This is a genomic window from Pseudomonas sp. BTN1 (assembly GCF_001907715.1).
Lineage (GTDB): Bacteria > Pseudomonadota > Gammaproteobacteria > Pseudomonadales > Pseudomonadaceae > Aquipseudomonas > Aquipseudomonas paracarnis.
Genome location: NZ_MPBM01000077.1, coordinates 147,362 through 162,902 on the forward strand (window position 1 = coordinate 147,362; position 15,541 = coordinate 162,902).

At 61.6% G+C, this 15,541-nt stretch carries 13 protein-coding genes; 10 read left to right on the forward strand and 3 right to left on the reverse strand.

Annotated features, from left to right (window positions below):
- The first annotated feature begins 23 nt into the window (after positions 1 to 23).
- From BMH52_RS28235 to BMH52_RS28260, 6 genes are read left to right on the forward strand one after another with little or no spacing between them, the layout of a single operon-like run.
- On the forward strand, positions 24 to 716 hold the full coding sequence (locus BMH52_RS28235; RefSeq protein WP_014719736.1) for an RDD family protein: 693 nt from the start codon (positions 24 to 26) through the stop codon (positions 714 to 716).
- Entirely contained in the window at positions 713 to 1,693 is a 981-nt protein-coding gene (locus BMH52_RS28240) for a stage II sporulation protein M (RefSeq protein ID WP_038451360.1), read from the forward strand. Before BMH52_RS28235 ends, BMH52_RS28240 begins: the two co-directional genes overlap by 4 nt.
- Positions 1,680 to 3,209 (forward strand): DUF4129 domain-containing protein, encoded by a 1,530-nt coding sequence (locus tag BMH52_RS28245; RefSeq protein ID WP_073845708.1) that lies wholly within the window; start codon positions 1,680 to 1,682, stop codon positions 3,207 to 3,209. The genes BMH52_RS28240 and BMH52_RS28245 overlap by 14 nt, the downstream gene beginning before the upstream one ends.
- A complete protein-coding gene (locus BMH52_RS28250; RefSeq protein WP_073845710.1) occupies positions 3,206 to 4,363 on the forward strand; it encodes a DUF4350 domain-containing protein in 1,158 nt (385 codons plus the stop codon). The genes BMH52_RS28245 and BMH52_RS28250 overlap by 4 nt, the downstream gene beginning before the upstream one ends.
- Positions 4,360 to 5,355 (forward strand): MoxR family ATPase, encoded by a 996-nt coding sequence (locus BMH52_RS28255; RefSeq protein ID WP_020302717.1) that lies wholly within the window; start codon positions 4,360 to 4,362, stop codon positions 5,353 to 5,355. Before BMH52_RS28250 ends, BMH52_RS28255 begins: the two co-directional genes overlap by 4 nt.
- A 7-nt stretch (positions 5,356 to 5,362) precedes the next feature.
- The gene (locus tag BMH52_RS28260; protein WP_073845712.1) at positions 5,363 to 6,694 is read left to right on the forward strand and encodes a DUF58 domain-containing protein; all 1,332 of its coding nucleotides are present in this window, start codon (positions 5,363 to 5,365) and stop codon (positions 6,692 to 6,694) included.
- Between the two features lie 52 nt (positions 6,695 to 6,746).
- Here the strand turns inward: BMH52_RS28260 and BMH52_RS28265 are convergent, their stop codons facing one another.
- Both BMH52_RS28265 and BMH52_RS28270 read right to left on the reverse strand, forming a co-directional pair.
- Positions 6,747 to 7,106, reverse strand: coding sequence for a PilZ domain-containing protein (locus tag BMH52_RS28265; protein ID WP_019821226.1), 360 nt, complete (start codon positions 7,104 to 7,106; stop codon positions 6,747 to 6,749).
- 222 nt (positions 7,107 to 7,328) lie between these two features.
- Positions 7,329 to 7,703 (reverse strand): tol-pal system YbgF family protein, encoded by a 375-nt coding sequence (locus BMH52_RS28270; protein ID WP_003193903.1) that lies wholly within the window; start codon positions 7,701 to 7,703, stop codon positions 7,329 to 7,331.
- A 173-nt stretch (positions 7,704 to 7,876) separates the two neighbouring features.
- On the opposite strand from BMH52_RS28270, the gene pyk reads away from it, so the two are divergent.
- Positions 7,877 to 9,328 (forward strand): pyruvate kinase, encoded by a 1,452-nt coding sequence (gene pyk, locus BMH52_RS28275; protein WP_003193904.1) that lies wholly within the window; start codon positions 7,877 to 7,879, stop codon positions 9,326 to 9,328.
- A gap of 211 nt (positions 9,329 to 9,539) precedes the next feature.
- Here the strand turns inward: pyk and BMH52_RS28280 are convergent, their stop codons facing one another.
- A complete protein-coding gene (locus BMH52_RS28280) occupies positions 9,540 to 10,481 on the reverse strand; it encodes an iron-sulfur-binding ferredoxin reductase (protein WP_073845714.1) in 942 nt (313 codons plus the stop codon).
- Positions 10,482 to 10,697: 216 nt separating this feature from the next.
- On the opposite strand from BMH52_RS28280, the gene BMH52_RS28285 reads away from it, so the two are divergent.
- The 3 genes from BMH52_RS28285 to BMH52_RS28295 all read left to right on the forward strand — a co-directional run bounded on the left by BMH52_RS28285 (position 10,698) and on the right by BMH52_RS28295 (position 15,468).
- Positions 10,698 to 12,221, forward strand: coding sequence for a fumarate hydratase (locus BMH52_RS28285; protein ID WP_034128606.1), 1,524 nt, complete (start codon positions 10,698 to 10,700; stop codon positions 12,219 to 12,221).
- A 161-nt stretch (positions 12,222 to 12,382) separates the two neighbouring features.
- Positions 12,383 to 14,149: an ATP-binding protein gene (locus BMH52_RS28290; RefSeq protein ID WP_072435108.1), complete on the forward strand. Its 1,767-nt coding sequence runs from the start codon at positions 12,383 to 12,385 to the stop codon at positions 14,147 to 14,149.
- Positions 14,143 to 15,468, forward strand: coding sequence for a sigma-54 dependent transcriptional regulator (locus BMH52_RS28295; RefSeq protein WP_072435107.1), 1,326 nt, complete (start codon positions 14,143 to 14,145; stop codon positions 15,466 to 15,468). Before BMH52_RS28290 ends, BMH52_RS28295 begins: the two co-directional genes overlap by 7 nt.
- The last annotated feature ends 73 nt before the right edge of the window (positions 15,469 to 15,541 follow it).

Below are 15,541 nucleotides of genomic sequence, written 5' to 3' on the forward strand. Positions count from 1 at the left end.
GCCTCGCAGTGCCAAGGATCGCAATGCCATCAACCCCTCTGGATACCCACTATCAGATAGAAACGCCCGAGGGCATCGACCTGCCCCTGCGCCCTGCTGGCCTGCCCTCCCGGGCATTGGCGTTTGCATTCGACCTGGGCGTGCGCGGGATCATCATGGGTATCCTGCTGGTGCCGCTGGCGCTGCTCGGCAATGTGGGGATCGGGCTGGGTTCGCTGCTGCTGTTCCTGGTGAGCTGGTGGTACATGGTGTTGTTCGAAGTGCTCAACCAGGGCTGCTCGCCAGGCAAGCAGGTCATGGGGCTGCGCGTGGTACAAGATGACGGCACGCCCATTGGCTGGTCGGCATCGCTGATCCGCAACCTGCTGCGTTTCGTCGACATGCTGCCCTTCGGTTATTTCCTGGGCGCGATCAGTTGCCTGCAACATCCGCACTTCAAGCGGCTCGGCGACCTGGCCGCCGGTACGCTGGTGGTCTACCGGGAATTGCCGCTGGTACGCCCAAGCATCCCTCAAGCGCCCGCCCTGCGCCTACCCTTCGCACTGGAGTTGAGCGAACAGAGGGCCATCCTCGGTTTCGCCGAACGCCAGGCCGAACTCTCGGCCGAACGGGTGCATGAACTGGCCGCCATCCTCGCAGAGCCCCTGCAGGTGTCTGCGCCGCGCGCCGTGGAGCAACTCAACGGGGTAGCCCGTGGTTTGTTGGGGCCGACATGAAGCAGAGCCTTTTTGAAAGCCGCCACCAGCGCCAATGGCATACCTTCGCCGAGCAGTTGACACAACTGGAGCAAGGTAAAGCCAAGGCCGCTGATGTTGCCGACTTCCCGCATCAATATCGACGCCTGTGCCAACATCTGGCCCTGGCTCAGCAACGCGGCTATAGCAGTTACCTGGTCGACACGTTGCAACAACTGGCACTGCGCGGCCATCAACAACTGTATCGCCATCGCAGCCAACTGACGGCAAACATACTGGCGTTTCTTCTCGCCGACTTCCCGCGCCTGGTACGCGAACAATGGCGCTTCGTGCTGATCGCTGGCCTGCTATTCTTTGGCAGCCTGGTGGGGATAGCCCTGCTGGTGTACCTGTTCCCCGATCTTATCTACAGCATCATCAGCCCCCAGCAGGTGGCCGACATGCAGGGCATGTACAACCCCGACGCCAGCCGTCTGGGCCGTGCTGCCGAACGGGCCGCCAGCGAAGACTGGATGATGTTTGGCTATTACGTGATGCACAACATCGGCATCGCCTTCCAGACCTTTGCCGCCGGCCTGTTGTTCGGCCTGGGCAGTGTGTTCTTCCTGATTTTCAACGGCCTGGTCATAGGTGCAGTCTCCGGGCACCTTACCGACATTGGCTATGGCCAGACCTTCTGGTCGTTTGTCATTGGTCACGGCGCATTCGAGTTGAGCGCCATCACGCTGGCCGGTGCCGCAGGTTTGCAACTGGGCTGGTCACTGGTTGCCCCCGGGCGCTTGGCACGCAGCGAGGCCCTGCGCCTGGCCGCCCGCAAAAGCGTACGGATGCTTTGCGGTGTCATGGTGTTCCTGTTGATCGCAGCCTTTATCGAAGCCTACTGGTCCTCAACCACTCGCATTGAGCCCTGGATCAAATACGCAGTAGGCGCCGCGCTCTGGCTGCTGGTGGCCGTTTACCTGTCCCTGGCCGGGCGGAGTCGCCATGCGCCTGACTGACGCCAGCGTGGTGATTCGCCCGCGTACTTCCTGGGAAGCCATGGACCTGGGCGTACTGATGGCCAGGGAACACCGTGTCCTGCTGATGGGCAGTTGGGCGCTCGTAAGCTTGCCGGTATTCAGCCTGTTGACGGTGCTGCTCTGGAATTACCCGTCTTTGGTCATGTTCCTGTTCTGGTGGCTCAAGCCGGCCTTCGACCGCTTGCCGCTGTACATTCTGTCCAAGGCCCTGTTTGGTGAGCCCCCCAGCCTCAAACAGGCCGTTCGCCAGTGGCCGCAATTGCTCAAGGGGCAACTGTTCGCAAGCCTGACGTGGCGGCGGCTGAGCATGAGCCGCAGCTTCACCCTGCCCGTCAGCCAACTGGAAGGCCTGGACGGTGACGCACGTCAACGACGCCTTGGAGTGTTGCTGCAACGTAACGCTGGCGCCGCACGCTGGCTGACGACCATCGGTGTGCACATGGAAATCGGCCTCTGGTTTGGCGGCATGACCCTGTTCTATCTCTTCATCCCGCAACAGGTTGAACTGGACTGGGACTGGCAACGGCTAATATTCGCGTCAGCCTCGGACGTGCTTTGGCTTGAGCACCTGAGCAATGCCTTCTATGCCCTGGTCCTGGTGTTCTGGGAACCCATCTACGTCGCCTGTGGCTTCAGCCTGTACCTCAACCGCCGCACAGTGCTGGAGGCCTGGGACCTGGAACTGGTATTCCGTCGGCTGCGCCAGCGCCTGAGCAATGTTGCACCGCTGCTGTTGCTGGTGGTTGGCCTGGGGTTGCTACACATCAGCCCACCGACCATGGCAGATGAAACCACAGCCCATAAGCCACTTAGCACCCAGGCCGCCAGCCAATCCATCCAGGCGTTGCTGGAAAAGCCACCTTTCAAGAACCCGGAAACCGTCACACGCTATCGGTTTGGCGAAGAAAAAGCGCCGGTTAAAAACAAGGCCACGGGCAACGGCAAATTACCTGGCTGGCTCCAGGCACTGCTCGACAACCTTAACAGCGACACCTTCAAATACGTCGCCAAAACTTTGGAAATACTGCTCTGGAGCCTTGTGATTGGCGGCCTGGCCCTGGTGTGCTGGCGTTACCGTGAATGGTTGCGCACGTTCGTCAGCCGCCTTGGGCCTACTCGCACGGCCGCTCCCTCGCCCGTTCCCGCTCAGTTGTTCGGGCTGGAACTGGGCACCGAGACATTGCCCGAAGACATCGCCAGTACCGCCGAACAACTATGGCCCACCCACCCACGGGAAGCCCTTGGCCTGCTGTATCGCGGGTTGCTCAGCCGGCTGTTGCACGAGTTCGACCTGCCACTGACAAGCGCCGATACCGAGGGGCAGGTACTGGAGCGTGTTCATCATTTGCAACAACCGCAGTTACTGGCGTTCAGCGACGAACTGACACGCCACTGGCAAAACCTGGCCTATGGTCACCGTCTGCCGCCTTCTTCAGCCCAACAAAAACTGTGCAGCGACTGGCGTGCTCTTTTCAGTGACGGAGCGGGCCAATGAATCGCGCGCTATTGTGGACAGCGCTGTTGTTGGCGTGCCTGGTGGGTGCGGGCGGCTTATATGCCTGGCACAAGGCAATTCCCTACGAGGAAGTGGTTGACCGGGGCTCGTCGCCAGAGGCTCGCGCCAATCCCTATCTGGCCGCCGAGCACTTTCTACGCCAGCACGGCTTGGTCGTGGCACACGCCAAGGGCCTTGAACGACTCGCCGAACTGCCCGCCAAAGGCCATAGCCTGTTGTTGCTGGGAGAGCGCAGCAACATGACCCCACGCCAGGTCGACCAACTGCTGGGCTGGGCAAAAGCCGGTGGCCACCTGCTCCTGGTCGCCGAGGCATTATGGGATGAAGAAGCCGGCACAAGCGGTGACCTGCTGCTTGATCGCCTCACTATCCGCCAAACCTTGAGCGACACCTTCGACGAACCCGTGCCACCGCGTAAAAAAACCAAACCGGATCTGACCAAGCTCTATGTCGACAACGAAACCGCACCGGCGTACTTTAGTTTTGACACTTACTTCAACCTCACCGACCCCAAGCACCTGGCGCAGTTTTCCGCCAACAGCGCCCAGTCCAGCCACCTGATGCAACTCGACCTGGGGCAAGGTCGCGTCACGGTGATCACCGACAGCGACCTATGGAAAACCACAGATATCGGCAACCATGATAACGCCTGGTTGCTGTGGTACCTGAACCAGGGCACTGACGTCACCCTGCTGTTCAACAGCGACACAGACGATCTGTTTACTCTGTTGCTCCGTTATTTCCCCCAGGCCCTCGTCGCCCTGGTTGCGCTGCTTGCTTTGGGGCTGTGGCAGGCAGGCATGCGCCAGGGCCCGATCCAGACACCGGCGCCCAAGGCACGTCGCCAGCTGCAGGAACACTTGCAGGCCAGCGCGGACTTCCTATTGCGCCGCAGCGGCCAGGGCACGTTGTTGCAAGCCTTGCGACACGACATCCTGCGCGCAGCCCGGCGACGCCATCCAGGGTTCGAACACCTCGATGCGTCAGAGCAACGCCAAGTGCTGGAACACCTTACGCGACAACCCCCTCACATCATCAGCCAGGCGCTTGAGCCCGTTGCGCTGAAGCGGCTTTCCAGCGCCGACTTCAGCCGTCAGGTGGCGCACCTGCAAACCCTCAGGAATGCCTTATGAGCGACTCTCCACTGGCCACCGCCCTGACCGCCGAAAACCTTCAGCAGGCCAGCCAGCAGGCCCAGGCGCTGCGCGTGGAATTGCGCAAGGCCGTGATTGGCCAGGACCTTGTGATTGACGACGTGCTCACCGCCCTGATCGCAGGCGGCCACGTCCTGCTTGAAGGCGTGCCTGGCCTGGGCAAGACCTTGCTGGTACGGGCCCTGGCCCGCTGCTTTGGCGGTGATTTCGCCCGCATCCAGTTCACCCCGGACCTAATGCCCAGCGATGTCACCGGCCACGCCGTTTACGACCTGCAGACCGAACAGTTCAAACTGCGCAAGGGGCCGTTGTTCACCCACCTGTTGCTGGCCGACGAGATCAACCGTGCACCCGCCAAGACCCAGGCAGCGCTGCTGGAGGCCATGCAGGAACGCCAAGTGACCCTGGAGGGCGAGGCGTTGCCCATCGGCCAGCCTTTCATGGTCCTGGCGACCCAGAACCCTATCGAACAGGAAGGCACCTACCCACTGCCCGAGGCCGAACTGGACCGCTTCATGCTCAAGGTGCGAATGGACTACCCGGATGCTCTACAAGAGCTGGATATGGTCCGCGAAGTGACTCGCTCGTCCAAGGCAGACATGTTGGAGGTGCAGCCGTTGCGTACCGTGCTGCAAGCCGAGGACGTGGTACGGATGCAGCAAATTGCCAGTGACTTGCCGTTGGATGAGCAGGTGCTCGACTACGCCGTGCGCCTGGCCCGTGCCACGCGCAGTTGGCCGGGGCTGGCCATCGGTGCCGGCCCCAGGGCCTCCATCGCTCTGGTACGCGGTGCCCGTGCCCGTGCGCTGTTGCGCGGTGGCGAATTCGTCACCCCCGATGACATCAAGGGCTGCGCCCTGGCGGTACTGCGTCACCGGGTACGCATAGCACCAGAGCTGGACATCGACGGCTTGGAGGTCGACCAGGTGCTCCAGCAGTTACTCGACCAGATTGCGGCACCAAGGCAATGACGCGGCCATGAAACCGACTCGTCTGCTGCTGACCTGGCTGGGCGTTCTGCTCGGCTTGAACATCTTGTTGGGCGCTTCGGCAGCGTTGCAGTTCAAAGTGCCCGCCACCTTGCATTCGGTAGCCTGGGGCCTGCTGCTGGCCCTGTTGCTGCTGGCGTTGCTGGATGCTGCACGCTTGCGTCGCCGCCCTTCGACCCGCGTGTACAGAACATTGCCTGGTAGCCTGGCGCTGGGGCGCTGGGAAGAAATACGCCTGTGCCTGGAGCACGACTACCCGCAACCTCTGACCGTGCAGGTGTTCGATCACGTGCCCGATGGCCTGGCTGTGGAGAACCTGCCTCAATTCATTCAACTACGCCCCGGTGAACGTGCTGAGCTGGGCTATCGCGTGCGCCCCTTGCGGCGCGGGCACTTCCATTTCAGTCGCTGCGAGCTGCTGCTGCCCAGCCCATTGGGGCTGTGGTCGGCACGACGATGGGTCGACACCCGCGATTCCACCCGTGTTTACCCGGATTTCGCGCGCTTATACGGTGCGCAGTTACGGGGTGTGGATAACTGGCTGAGCCAACTGGGCGTGCGCCAACATCAGCGGCGAGGGTTGGGCCTGGAATTTCACCAACTGCGCGAGTTTCGTGAAGGTGACAGCCTGCGTCAGATCGACTGGAAAGCCACCGCCCGCCAACGAACGCCCATTGCCCGGGAATACCAGGACGAACGCGACCAGCAAATCGTGTTCATGCTCGATTGCGGCCAGCACATGCGCAGCCAGGATGACGAACTGTCACATTTTGACCACGCGCTCAATGCCTGCCTGCTGCTGAGCTACGTTGCCTTGCGACAGGGCGATGCCGTAGGGCTGTGCACGTTCGCCAGCGACCAGCCGCGCTACCTGAAGCCGGTCAAGGGCAGTGGCCAATTGAACCTGTTGCTCAATGCGGTCTATGACCTACAGACCACGCGAAAAACCGCCGACTACCAGGCGGCCGCCAGCCAGTTGTTGGCACGTCAAAAACGCCGGGCGCTGGTGATCATCGTCACCAACCTGCGGGATGAGGAGGATGAAGCGCTGATGGCTGCCGTCCAGCGTATCGGCAGGCATCACCGGGTACTGGTGGCCAGCCTGAGGGAAGAGGTCCTCGACCAGCTACGTCAGACGCCTGTGCAGACATTGCCCGAAGCCCTGGCTTACAGCGGCACGATCGATTACCTCAACACCCGCAACCAACGCCATGATCGTTTGAGTGCCCATGGGCTGTCGGTGCTCGATACCTTGCCATCGGCGCTGGGTGCCGGGCTGGTCACACGCTATCTGGAGTGGAAAAAGGCCGGGGTATTCTGAGGATGACTGCGCAGGGGTATGGCCAGGAAACGGCCACGACCCCACGCATAATTCAGACAGAGGCCTGCAAAGGATAAAAGCTGAAGTACTGCAACAGCGCGTTGATCAGGTGCCGGTATTCCTCGGGCGCCTCAAGCACGCTGAACCCCGAGTCGTAATGCTGCGGGGTGACATCCTCGTGGCTCCACAAGCAGGTTGCCGTGAGGTCAATCGCCTTGAACTCGCCTTGCGCCACCGGCACTTTCAAGCGCAGCTCGAAATCCACCTCGGTCATCATGGGTAACGAGCTGATCAGCATCAGACCGTTTTCAGACACATTTCCAAGATAGCCGATTGGCTTGTCGGTAATACGATTGAACACCTGCAGAAAATACGGCAGTTGATGCCGCTCGATCCGTCGTTCGGTAAACATGGTGAAGTCGCCATCCAATAGCCAAAAATCTGGCCGTGCCAGTGATTCGGAACAAGCAATCGCTCGCTCTCCCTGGATCTCGGTGTGACAAAACCTACCGCTTGTCACCAAACAAATGCCGAATCCGGGCCTTGCATCCGTTCGAATGGGAAACTGCACAAACAGACATTCAAAGATTAGCCCAAGACTGGCGACAGGCCAGCTATAAAATGACAAATACCATTACAACGACGCAGGCCTTGGTTTTGCCAGGCCTGCAGCCGGCAGATGCCCCAGTTGCTGCAAGGTATCGAGCCGCGCGCGGGCTCGATAGGCGTACTCGCTAGACGGGTAGTGGCCGATGATGAACTGATAGGTCTGCGCGGCATCGACAAACAGTTTCTGGCGTTCCAGGCACTGCCCGCGCAACATCGAAACCTCCGGTTGCACGTAGCGGCGGGTACGGCTCTCGCGATCGACCTGGGACAACTCCAGGGTGACACGCTGGCAATCACCGACCCCATAGGCGCGGTAAGCGTTGTTCAAATGGTGGTCCATCGACCAGCGGGTACAGCCGACAACACTGACGGCCAGGGCAGCAACGAGCAAAATTCGCATGGGGTTCTCCTGTCTTGTGCAGTGTATCGACCCCTGGTCGAAAATCTTCAAGGCGTTTACCCATTCAACCGCAGCCAAAACAAGCCAATCGTCGATAAGTAGTGCAAACGAACAATGACTACAACGAAAGAGCATAGTAGCCTTCCCCAGCGCTTGAACTCAGGAGTCCGTGCATGTCCGTCCGTCGTACCAAAATCGTCGCCACCCTTGGCCCGGCCAGTAACTCGCCGGAAGTCCTCGAACAGCTGATTCTGGCTGGTTTGGACGTCGCCCGTCTGAACTTCTCCCACGGCACCCCGGACGAGCACAAGGCTCGTGCCAAGCTGGTGCGTGACCTGGCCGCCAAGCATGGCCGCTTCGTTGCACTCTTGGGCGACCTGCAAGGCCCGAAAATCCGTATCGCCAAATTTACCAACAAGCGGATCGAGCTGAAGATCGGTGACAAATTCACCTTCTCCACCAGCCACCCGCTGACCGAAGGCACCCAGGACGTGGTGGGCATCGACTACCCGGACCTGGTCAAGGACTGCGGCGTCGGTGACGAGCTGCTGCTGGACGACGGCCGTGTGGTCATGCGCGTCGACACCGCCACGCCGACCGAACTCAATTGCACCGTGATCATCGGCGGCCCGCTGTCCGACCACAAAGGCATCAACCGTCGCGGTGGTGGCCTGACGGCGCCGGCCCTGACTGAAAAAGACAAGGCTGACATCAAGCTCGCCGCCGAAATGGAAGTGGACTACCTCGCCGTGTCCTTCCCGCGCGACGCCGCCGACATGGAATACGCCCGTAAGCTGCGCGACGAAGCCGGCGGTACCGCCTGGCTGGTAGCGAAGATCGAGCGTGCTGAAGCCGTGGCCGATGATGAAACCCTCGACGGCCTGATCAAGGCTTCCGATGCCGTGATGGTTGCCCGTGGCGACCTGGGCGTGGAAATCGGTGACGCCGAGCTGATCGGTATCCAGAAGAAGATCATCCTGCACGCACGCCGTCATAACAAAGCGGTGATCGTTGCGACCCAGATGATGGAGTCGATGATCCAGAACCCGATGCCGACCCGTGCCGAAGTGTCCGACGTGGCCAACGCCGTGCTCGACTACACCGACGCCGTGATGCTCTCTGCTGAAAGTGCCGCCGGCCCGTACCCGCTGGAAGCCGTGCAGGCCATGGCGCGTATCTGCGTCGGTGCCGAAAAGCACCCGACCAGCAAGACCTCCAGCCACCGCATCGGCAAGGTTTTCGAAAGCTGTGACCAGAGCATCGCCCTGGCTGCCATGTACACCGCCAACCACTTCCCGGGCGTGAAAGCGATCATCGCTTTGACCGAAAGTGGCTACACGCCGTTGATCATGTCGCGCATCCGTTCCTCGGTGCCTATCTACGCTTTCACCCCACACCGCGAAGCCCAGGCCCGCGCGGCCATGTTCCGTGGCGTGTACACCATCCCGTTCGACCCGGCGTCGCTGGCACCGAACGAAGTCAGCCAGAAGGCGATCGACGAGTTGGTCAAACGCGGCGTCGTGGAGAAAGGCGACTGGGTCATCCTGACCAAGGGCGACAGCTACCACACCACCGGTGGCACCAATGGCATGAAGATCCTGCATGTGGGCGACCCACAGGTCTGAGTGACAAGCTGAAAAACAAAAGCCCCGCCCTGTGAATGGCGGGGCTTTTTGCATTTCAGTGCAGGCCACTGTGTTGAATTTCAGCACCTCATCGCAGGCAAGCCAGCTCCCTCAATAGTCAGACAACTCGGTTTACTGTGGGAGCTGGCTTGCCTGCGATGGCGTCATCGGCTCCGGACGATAAGCTCCGATACCGACTTGACCAGGCTTTTCATAACGTAAAAGGGCGAGCCAGGAACACATCCGCCAGCAATTGATTACGCGGCAGTCCCGCCAGGAACAAGCGCTTGGAAAAGGCCTCGACGCTGGCAGGGTGCCCGCAAAGCAAGGCCAGGGTGTGCCGGGAAACCAGCCGCAGTTGCGCCAATGCCGGCTGCAACTGCGCCGCGGTCCATAGCTCCACGGTGAGGTGCCCATGTTGCGCGGCAAGCGCTGCCAGGGGTTCAGCCAGATAATGAGCCTCGGCCTCATGGGCCAGGTGAATCACGCGAATCTCGCCTTGATGATCCTGGCGCAGTGCCTCGCGCAACACGCCCCACAAGGGGCCCAGGCCAGTACCGGAGGCCAGCAGCCACAAGGGTCGTGATTGCCAGTCAGGATCATAGTGCAGCGCTCCACCCCGCAGTTCGCCCAGGCATACAGGATTACCGACCTTCAACTGTCGCGCGGCATCGCTGAAGGCACCGGGTTGACGGCAGTCGATATGGAACTCCAGATACGGCTCCTCCTGGGGCAAACTCGCCAGGGAATAAGGGCGTGCCACCTGCCCTGCCCACAGCACCAAATGCTGCCCGGCCCTGTACCGCAGGGCACGTTCTGGTTGCAGGCGCAGGCGCAGTACCGTCGAACTCAGCCAATCGGCGCCCACCACCTGGGCGGGCAAGCCATCGCGCTGGGGATCAAACGCGTCGACCTTCAGGTCCGCAATGACCCGGCACTGGCACGCCAGGCGCCAACCTTGCTGGCGCTGCGTCGGGCTCAGGGCTTCGGGCTGCTGGTCGTCAACCTCACCCTCGCAACGCACCAGGCACGCATGGCAACTGCCGGCCCGGCAACTGAAGGGCACGGCCACACCGGCCTGATTCAAGGCATCCAGCAGGTTGCTGCCGGGGGTGACCGACCAGTGGCGTTCGCCGACATACAGTTCAGGCATATAAAGACTCGATCATAAGGAGCGCGCACAGGGAATCATGCCTGCGACAGTTTGACCATAGTCGGGTGTATCGGCCACCGTGCCGGGTTATACTGCCGCGCCTTTTTAGCGTCGCGCCTGCACCATTCTGGCGTGCCTTGGAAAGATGGCTTCAGCCGACCGATGCAACACTGAGGCCATCTTTATTGAATGTTCCCTTATAGAGGAGCGCGACTCATGACCGTGATCAAGCAAGACGACCTGATTCAGAGCGTTGCCGACGCCCTGCAATTCATTTCCTACTACCACCCCGTTGACTTCATCCAGGCCATGCACGAAGCCTACCTGCGCGAAGAATCGCCGGCAGCCCGTGACTCCATCGCCCAGATCCTGATCAACTCGCGCATGTGTGCCACCGGCCATCGCCCGATCTGCCAGGACACCGGTATTGTCACCGTGTTCGTGCGCGTGGGTATGGACGTGCGCTGGGACGGCGCCACCATGGGCCTGGACGACATGATCAACGAAGGCGTGCGTCGCGCCTACAACCTGCCAGAAAACGTCCTGCGCGCCTCGATCCTCGCCGACCCGGCCGGCGCCCGCAAGAACACCAAGGACAACACCCCTGCGGTCATCCACTATTCCATCGTCCCGGGTAACACCGTGGAAGTGGACGTGGCGGCCAAGGGTGGCGGCTCCGAGAACAAGTCGAAAATGGCCATGCTCAACCCGTCCGACTCGATCGTCGACTGGGTGCTCAAGACTGTTCCGACCATGGGCGCCGGCTGGTGCCCACCGGGCATGCTCGGCATTGGCATCGGCGGTACCGCCGAGAAAGCCGCGGTAATGGCCAAGGAAGTGTTGATGGAGTCCATCGACATCCACGAGCTGAAAAAGCGCGGCCCGCAAAACCGTATTGAAGAAATGCGCCTGGAGCTGTTCGAGAAGGTCAACCAACTGGGCATCGGCGCCCAGGGCCTGGGTGGCCTGACCACCGTGCTCGACGTGAAGATCATGGACTACCCGACCCACGCCGCGTCCCTGCCGGTGTGCATGATCCCCAACTGCGCCGCCACCCGTCACGCGCACTTCGTGCTGGACGGCTCGGGCCCGGCGTCGCTGGAAGCGCCATCGTTGGACGCCTACCCGGAAATCGTCTGGGAAGCTGGCCCATCGGCCCGCCGCGTCAACCTCGACACCCTGACCCCGGAAGAAGTGCAGAGCTGGAAGCCGGGCGAAACCGTCCTGCTCAACGGCAAGATGCTTACCGGTCGCGATGCGGCGCACAAGCGCATGGTCGAGATGCTGAACAAGGGCGAAACCTTGCCGGTGGACCTCAAGGGCCGCTTTATCTACTACGTCGGCCCGGTTGATCCGGTGCGCGAAGAAGTGGTTGGCCCAGCGGGCCCGACCACTGCGACGCGGATGGACAAGTTCACCCGCCAGATCCTGGAGCAAACCGGCCTGCTGGGCATGATCGGCAAATCCGAGCGCGGCCCGACCGCCATCGAAGCGATCAAGGACCACAAGGCCGTGTACCTGATGGCCGTGGGCGGCGCCGCTTACCTGGTGGCCCAGGCCATCAAGAAGTCGCGCGTGGTTGCCTTCGCCGAACTGGGCATGGAAGCCATTTACGAGTTCGACGTCAAAGACATGCCGGTCACCGTTGCAGTGGACAGCAAAGGTGAGTCCGTCCACATCACCGGTCCTGCCATCTGGCAGAAAAAGATCAGTGACAGCCTGGCGGTAGAAGTGCAGTAAGCACCACCTCCAAAAGAATAAAGGCGACTGCGGCCCCATGGCCCAGTCGCCTTTTTTCTGCCTGAAACAAGAGGGCTAGCTCCCACACAAGCTCCTTGGTCACAAGATATGAGCTGCCCATGCTATGGTGCTCGCCCCTTACCGTGCCTGTTCATCATCGTATGATCGTGATCCCTCGCCCCCTGCGCCTGACCTTCTATTCTCTGTTGATCATCGCCGGTGCGGTGCTGGCTGCCGCCTTGGCCACGCGCCATGCCGAACGCCAGGCCTTGGTGGACGACGCCGCCCGTGCCAATCAGCAGCTGGCGCTGTATGCCAACTCGCTGCACACCCTGATCGAACGCTACCGTGCCCTGCCCGCCGTGCTGGCGCTGGATTCGGAGATGATCAGCGCCTTGAAGGGCCCGCTGGACGCCACCACGCAAGACCGGCTCAACCGCAAGCTGGAGCGCATCAACGGCGCTGCGCAGTCTTCGACCCTGGAACTGATGGACCGCACCGGCCTGGCCGTGGCCGCCAGCAACTGGAACCTGCCCAGCAGTTATGTCGGCCACAACTACGCGTTCAGGCCGTATTTCAGCCAGACCTTGAGCCACGGCACCGGGCGCTTTTATGCAGTGGGCGTGACCACGGGTATTCCGGGCTACTTTCTTTCCAGTGCGGTCGTGGATGAGCACGAGCAGTTCCTCGGCGCCATGGTGGTCAAGCTGGAGTTCCCCGAGCTGGAGCGCGAGTGGGCCCAGGGCAATGACCTGCTGTTGGTCAGCGATGCGCGAGGCATCGTGTTTATCGCCAACCAGCCGGGCTGGCGTTATCGCAACCTGCGGCCGTTGTCCGAAAATGACCTGGCTGAACTCAAGGCCACCCGCCAATACGATAAGAAGCAACTGCAGCCGCTGGACACCCAGCTCCTGCAACGCTTTGACGAAAACAGCCACTTGATTCGCGTCGGCGGCCCCGACGGCAACGCCAATTACATCTGGGAGTCGCTGCCGCTCAAGCGCGAAGGTTGGACCCTGCACCTGTTGCGCAAACCCCAGTTTGCCTTTGAAGACCAACGTAACGCGGGCCTTGCCGCTGCGGGTTCGTGGCTGGCATTGGTGTTCTTGGTGCTGTTCCTCAGCCAGCGCTGGCGCCTGGCCCGCTTGCGCCAGCGCAGCCGTGAAGAACTGGAGCAATTGGTCGAAGAACGCACCCAGGCGCTGCGCACCGCCCAGGATGGCCTGGTGCAGTCGGCCAAGCTGGCGGCATTGGGGCAAATGTCGGCCGCCCTCGCCCATGAAATCAACCAGCCGCTGACCGCCCAGCGCATGCAACTGGCGACGCTGCGGCTGCTGCTCGACCATGGTCGCGTGGACGATGCCTACAAGGCGCTCACGCCATTGGATGACATGCTCACGCGCATGGCCGCGCTCACCGGCCACCTCAAGACGTTCGCGCGCAAGAGCCCCAGTGGCCTGCGCGAAAAGCTGGACCTGGCGACGGTGGTCGACCAATCCTTGCACCTGCTCGACGCGCGCCTGCGTGACGAAGCCATCGGTGTGGTGCTGGACCTCACCCGCCCGGCCTGGGTACGTGGCGACGCGATCCGCCTGGAACAGGTGCTGATCAACCTGTTGCGCAACGCCCTCGACGCCATGGCCGATAAACCGCGCAAGCGCCTGGAAATCCGCCTGCACGCCGATCAGCAGCTGTGGCAGTTGAGCGTCTGCGACAGCGGCGGCGGGATTGCCGAAGAACATTTGAGCAGCGTGTTCGACCCATTTTTCACTACCAAACCGGTGGGCGACGGGCTCGGTTTGGGACTCGCGGTGTCCTACGCTATCGTGCATGAACTGGGCGGACGCCTGAGTGCCGCTAACCGTGGCGATGGCGCGACTTTCACCTTGACCCTGCCTATCGCCCTGGAGACGCCAGACCTATGTTGAACGCGGTGATTGTGGTCGATGACGAAGCCAGTATTCGCACGGCCGTCGAGCAATGGCTGAGCCTGTCGGGGTTTGACGTGCAGTTGTTCAGCCGCGCCGAAGAGTGCCTGGCGCAACTGCCCAAGGACTTTGCCGGGGTGATTCTGAGCGACGTGCGCATGCCGGGGCTCAGCGGCCTTGAACTGTTGGCCGAGGTGCAGCGCCGCGATGCCGATTTGCCGGTGATTTTGCTCACCGGCCATGGCGACGTGCCAATGGCCGTCGAAGCCATGCGTGACGGCGCCTATGACTTCCTGGAAAAACCCTTCAGCCCCGACGCCTTGCTCAACAGCCTGCGCCGGGCGTTGGACAAGCGTGGCCTGATCCTGGAAAACCGCCGCCTGCATCAACAGGCCGATCATCGCGCGCAGTTGGAGTCCAGCCTGCTGGGTGTGTCCAAGGGCCTTCAAAGCTTGCGCCGCCAAGTGCTGGACCTGGCGAGTTTGCCGGTCAATGTGCTGATTCGCGGTGAAACCGGCAGCGGCAAGGAGTTGGTCGCCCGCTGCCTGCACGACTTCGGCCCACGCGCAAAGAAGCCGTTCGTGGCCCTCAATTGCGCGGCAATCCCCGAGCAGTTGTTCGAAGCCGAACTGTTCGGACATGAAAGCGGCGCTTTCACCGGCGCCCAGGGCAAACGTATCGGCAAGCTGGAATATGCCCACGGCGGCACCTTGTTCCTGGATGAAATCGAAAGCATGCCCCTGGCCCAGCAAGTGAAATTGCTGCGCGTGTTGCAGGAACAGAAGCTGGAGCGACTGGGCTCCAACCAGAGTATCCAAGTGGACCTGCGCATCATCGCTGCCACCAAGCCCGACCTGCTGGAAGAAGCCCGTGCCGGGCGCTTTCGCGAAGACCTGGCCTATCGGCTCAACGTCGCGCAACTGCGCCTGCCGCCATTGCGTGAACGTCGCGAAGATATTCCGCTGCTGTACGAGCATTTTGCGCAAAGCGCCGCCGAGCGTCTGGGCCGCCAGGTCGAGCCCTTGAGTGGGCCACAGTTGGGGCGCCTGCTCAGCCATGACTGGCCGGGCAATGTGCGCGAACTGGCCAACGTCGCCGAGCGCCAGGTGTTGGGGCTGGACGAGCCGGAACCGCAAGGGATCGAGGCCGGGCAGTCGTTAGCAGCGCAGCAAGAAGCGTTCGAGGCACACTGCCTGAAGGCCGCGTTGACGCGTCACAAGGGCGATATCAAGGCGGTGCTGGCCGAGTTGCAACTGCCGCGCCGTACCTTCAATGAGAAGATGCAGCGGCATGGGTTGGTAAGGGAGATGTTTCTCTGATCCCGCTTCTGTATCGATTGGAAGGACGTCTTCGCGAGCAAGCCCGCTCCCACATTTGAAATGCATTCCAACC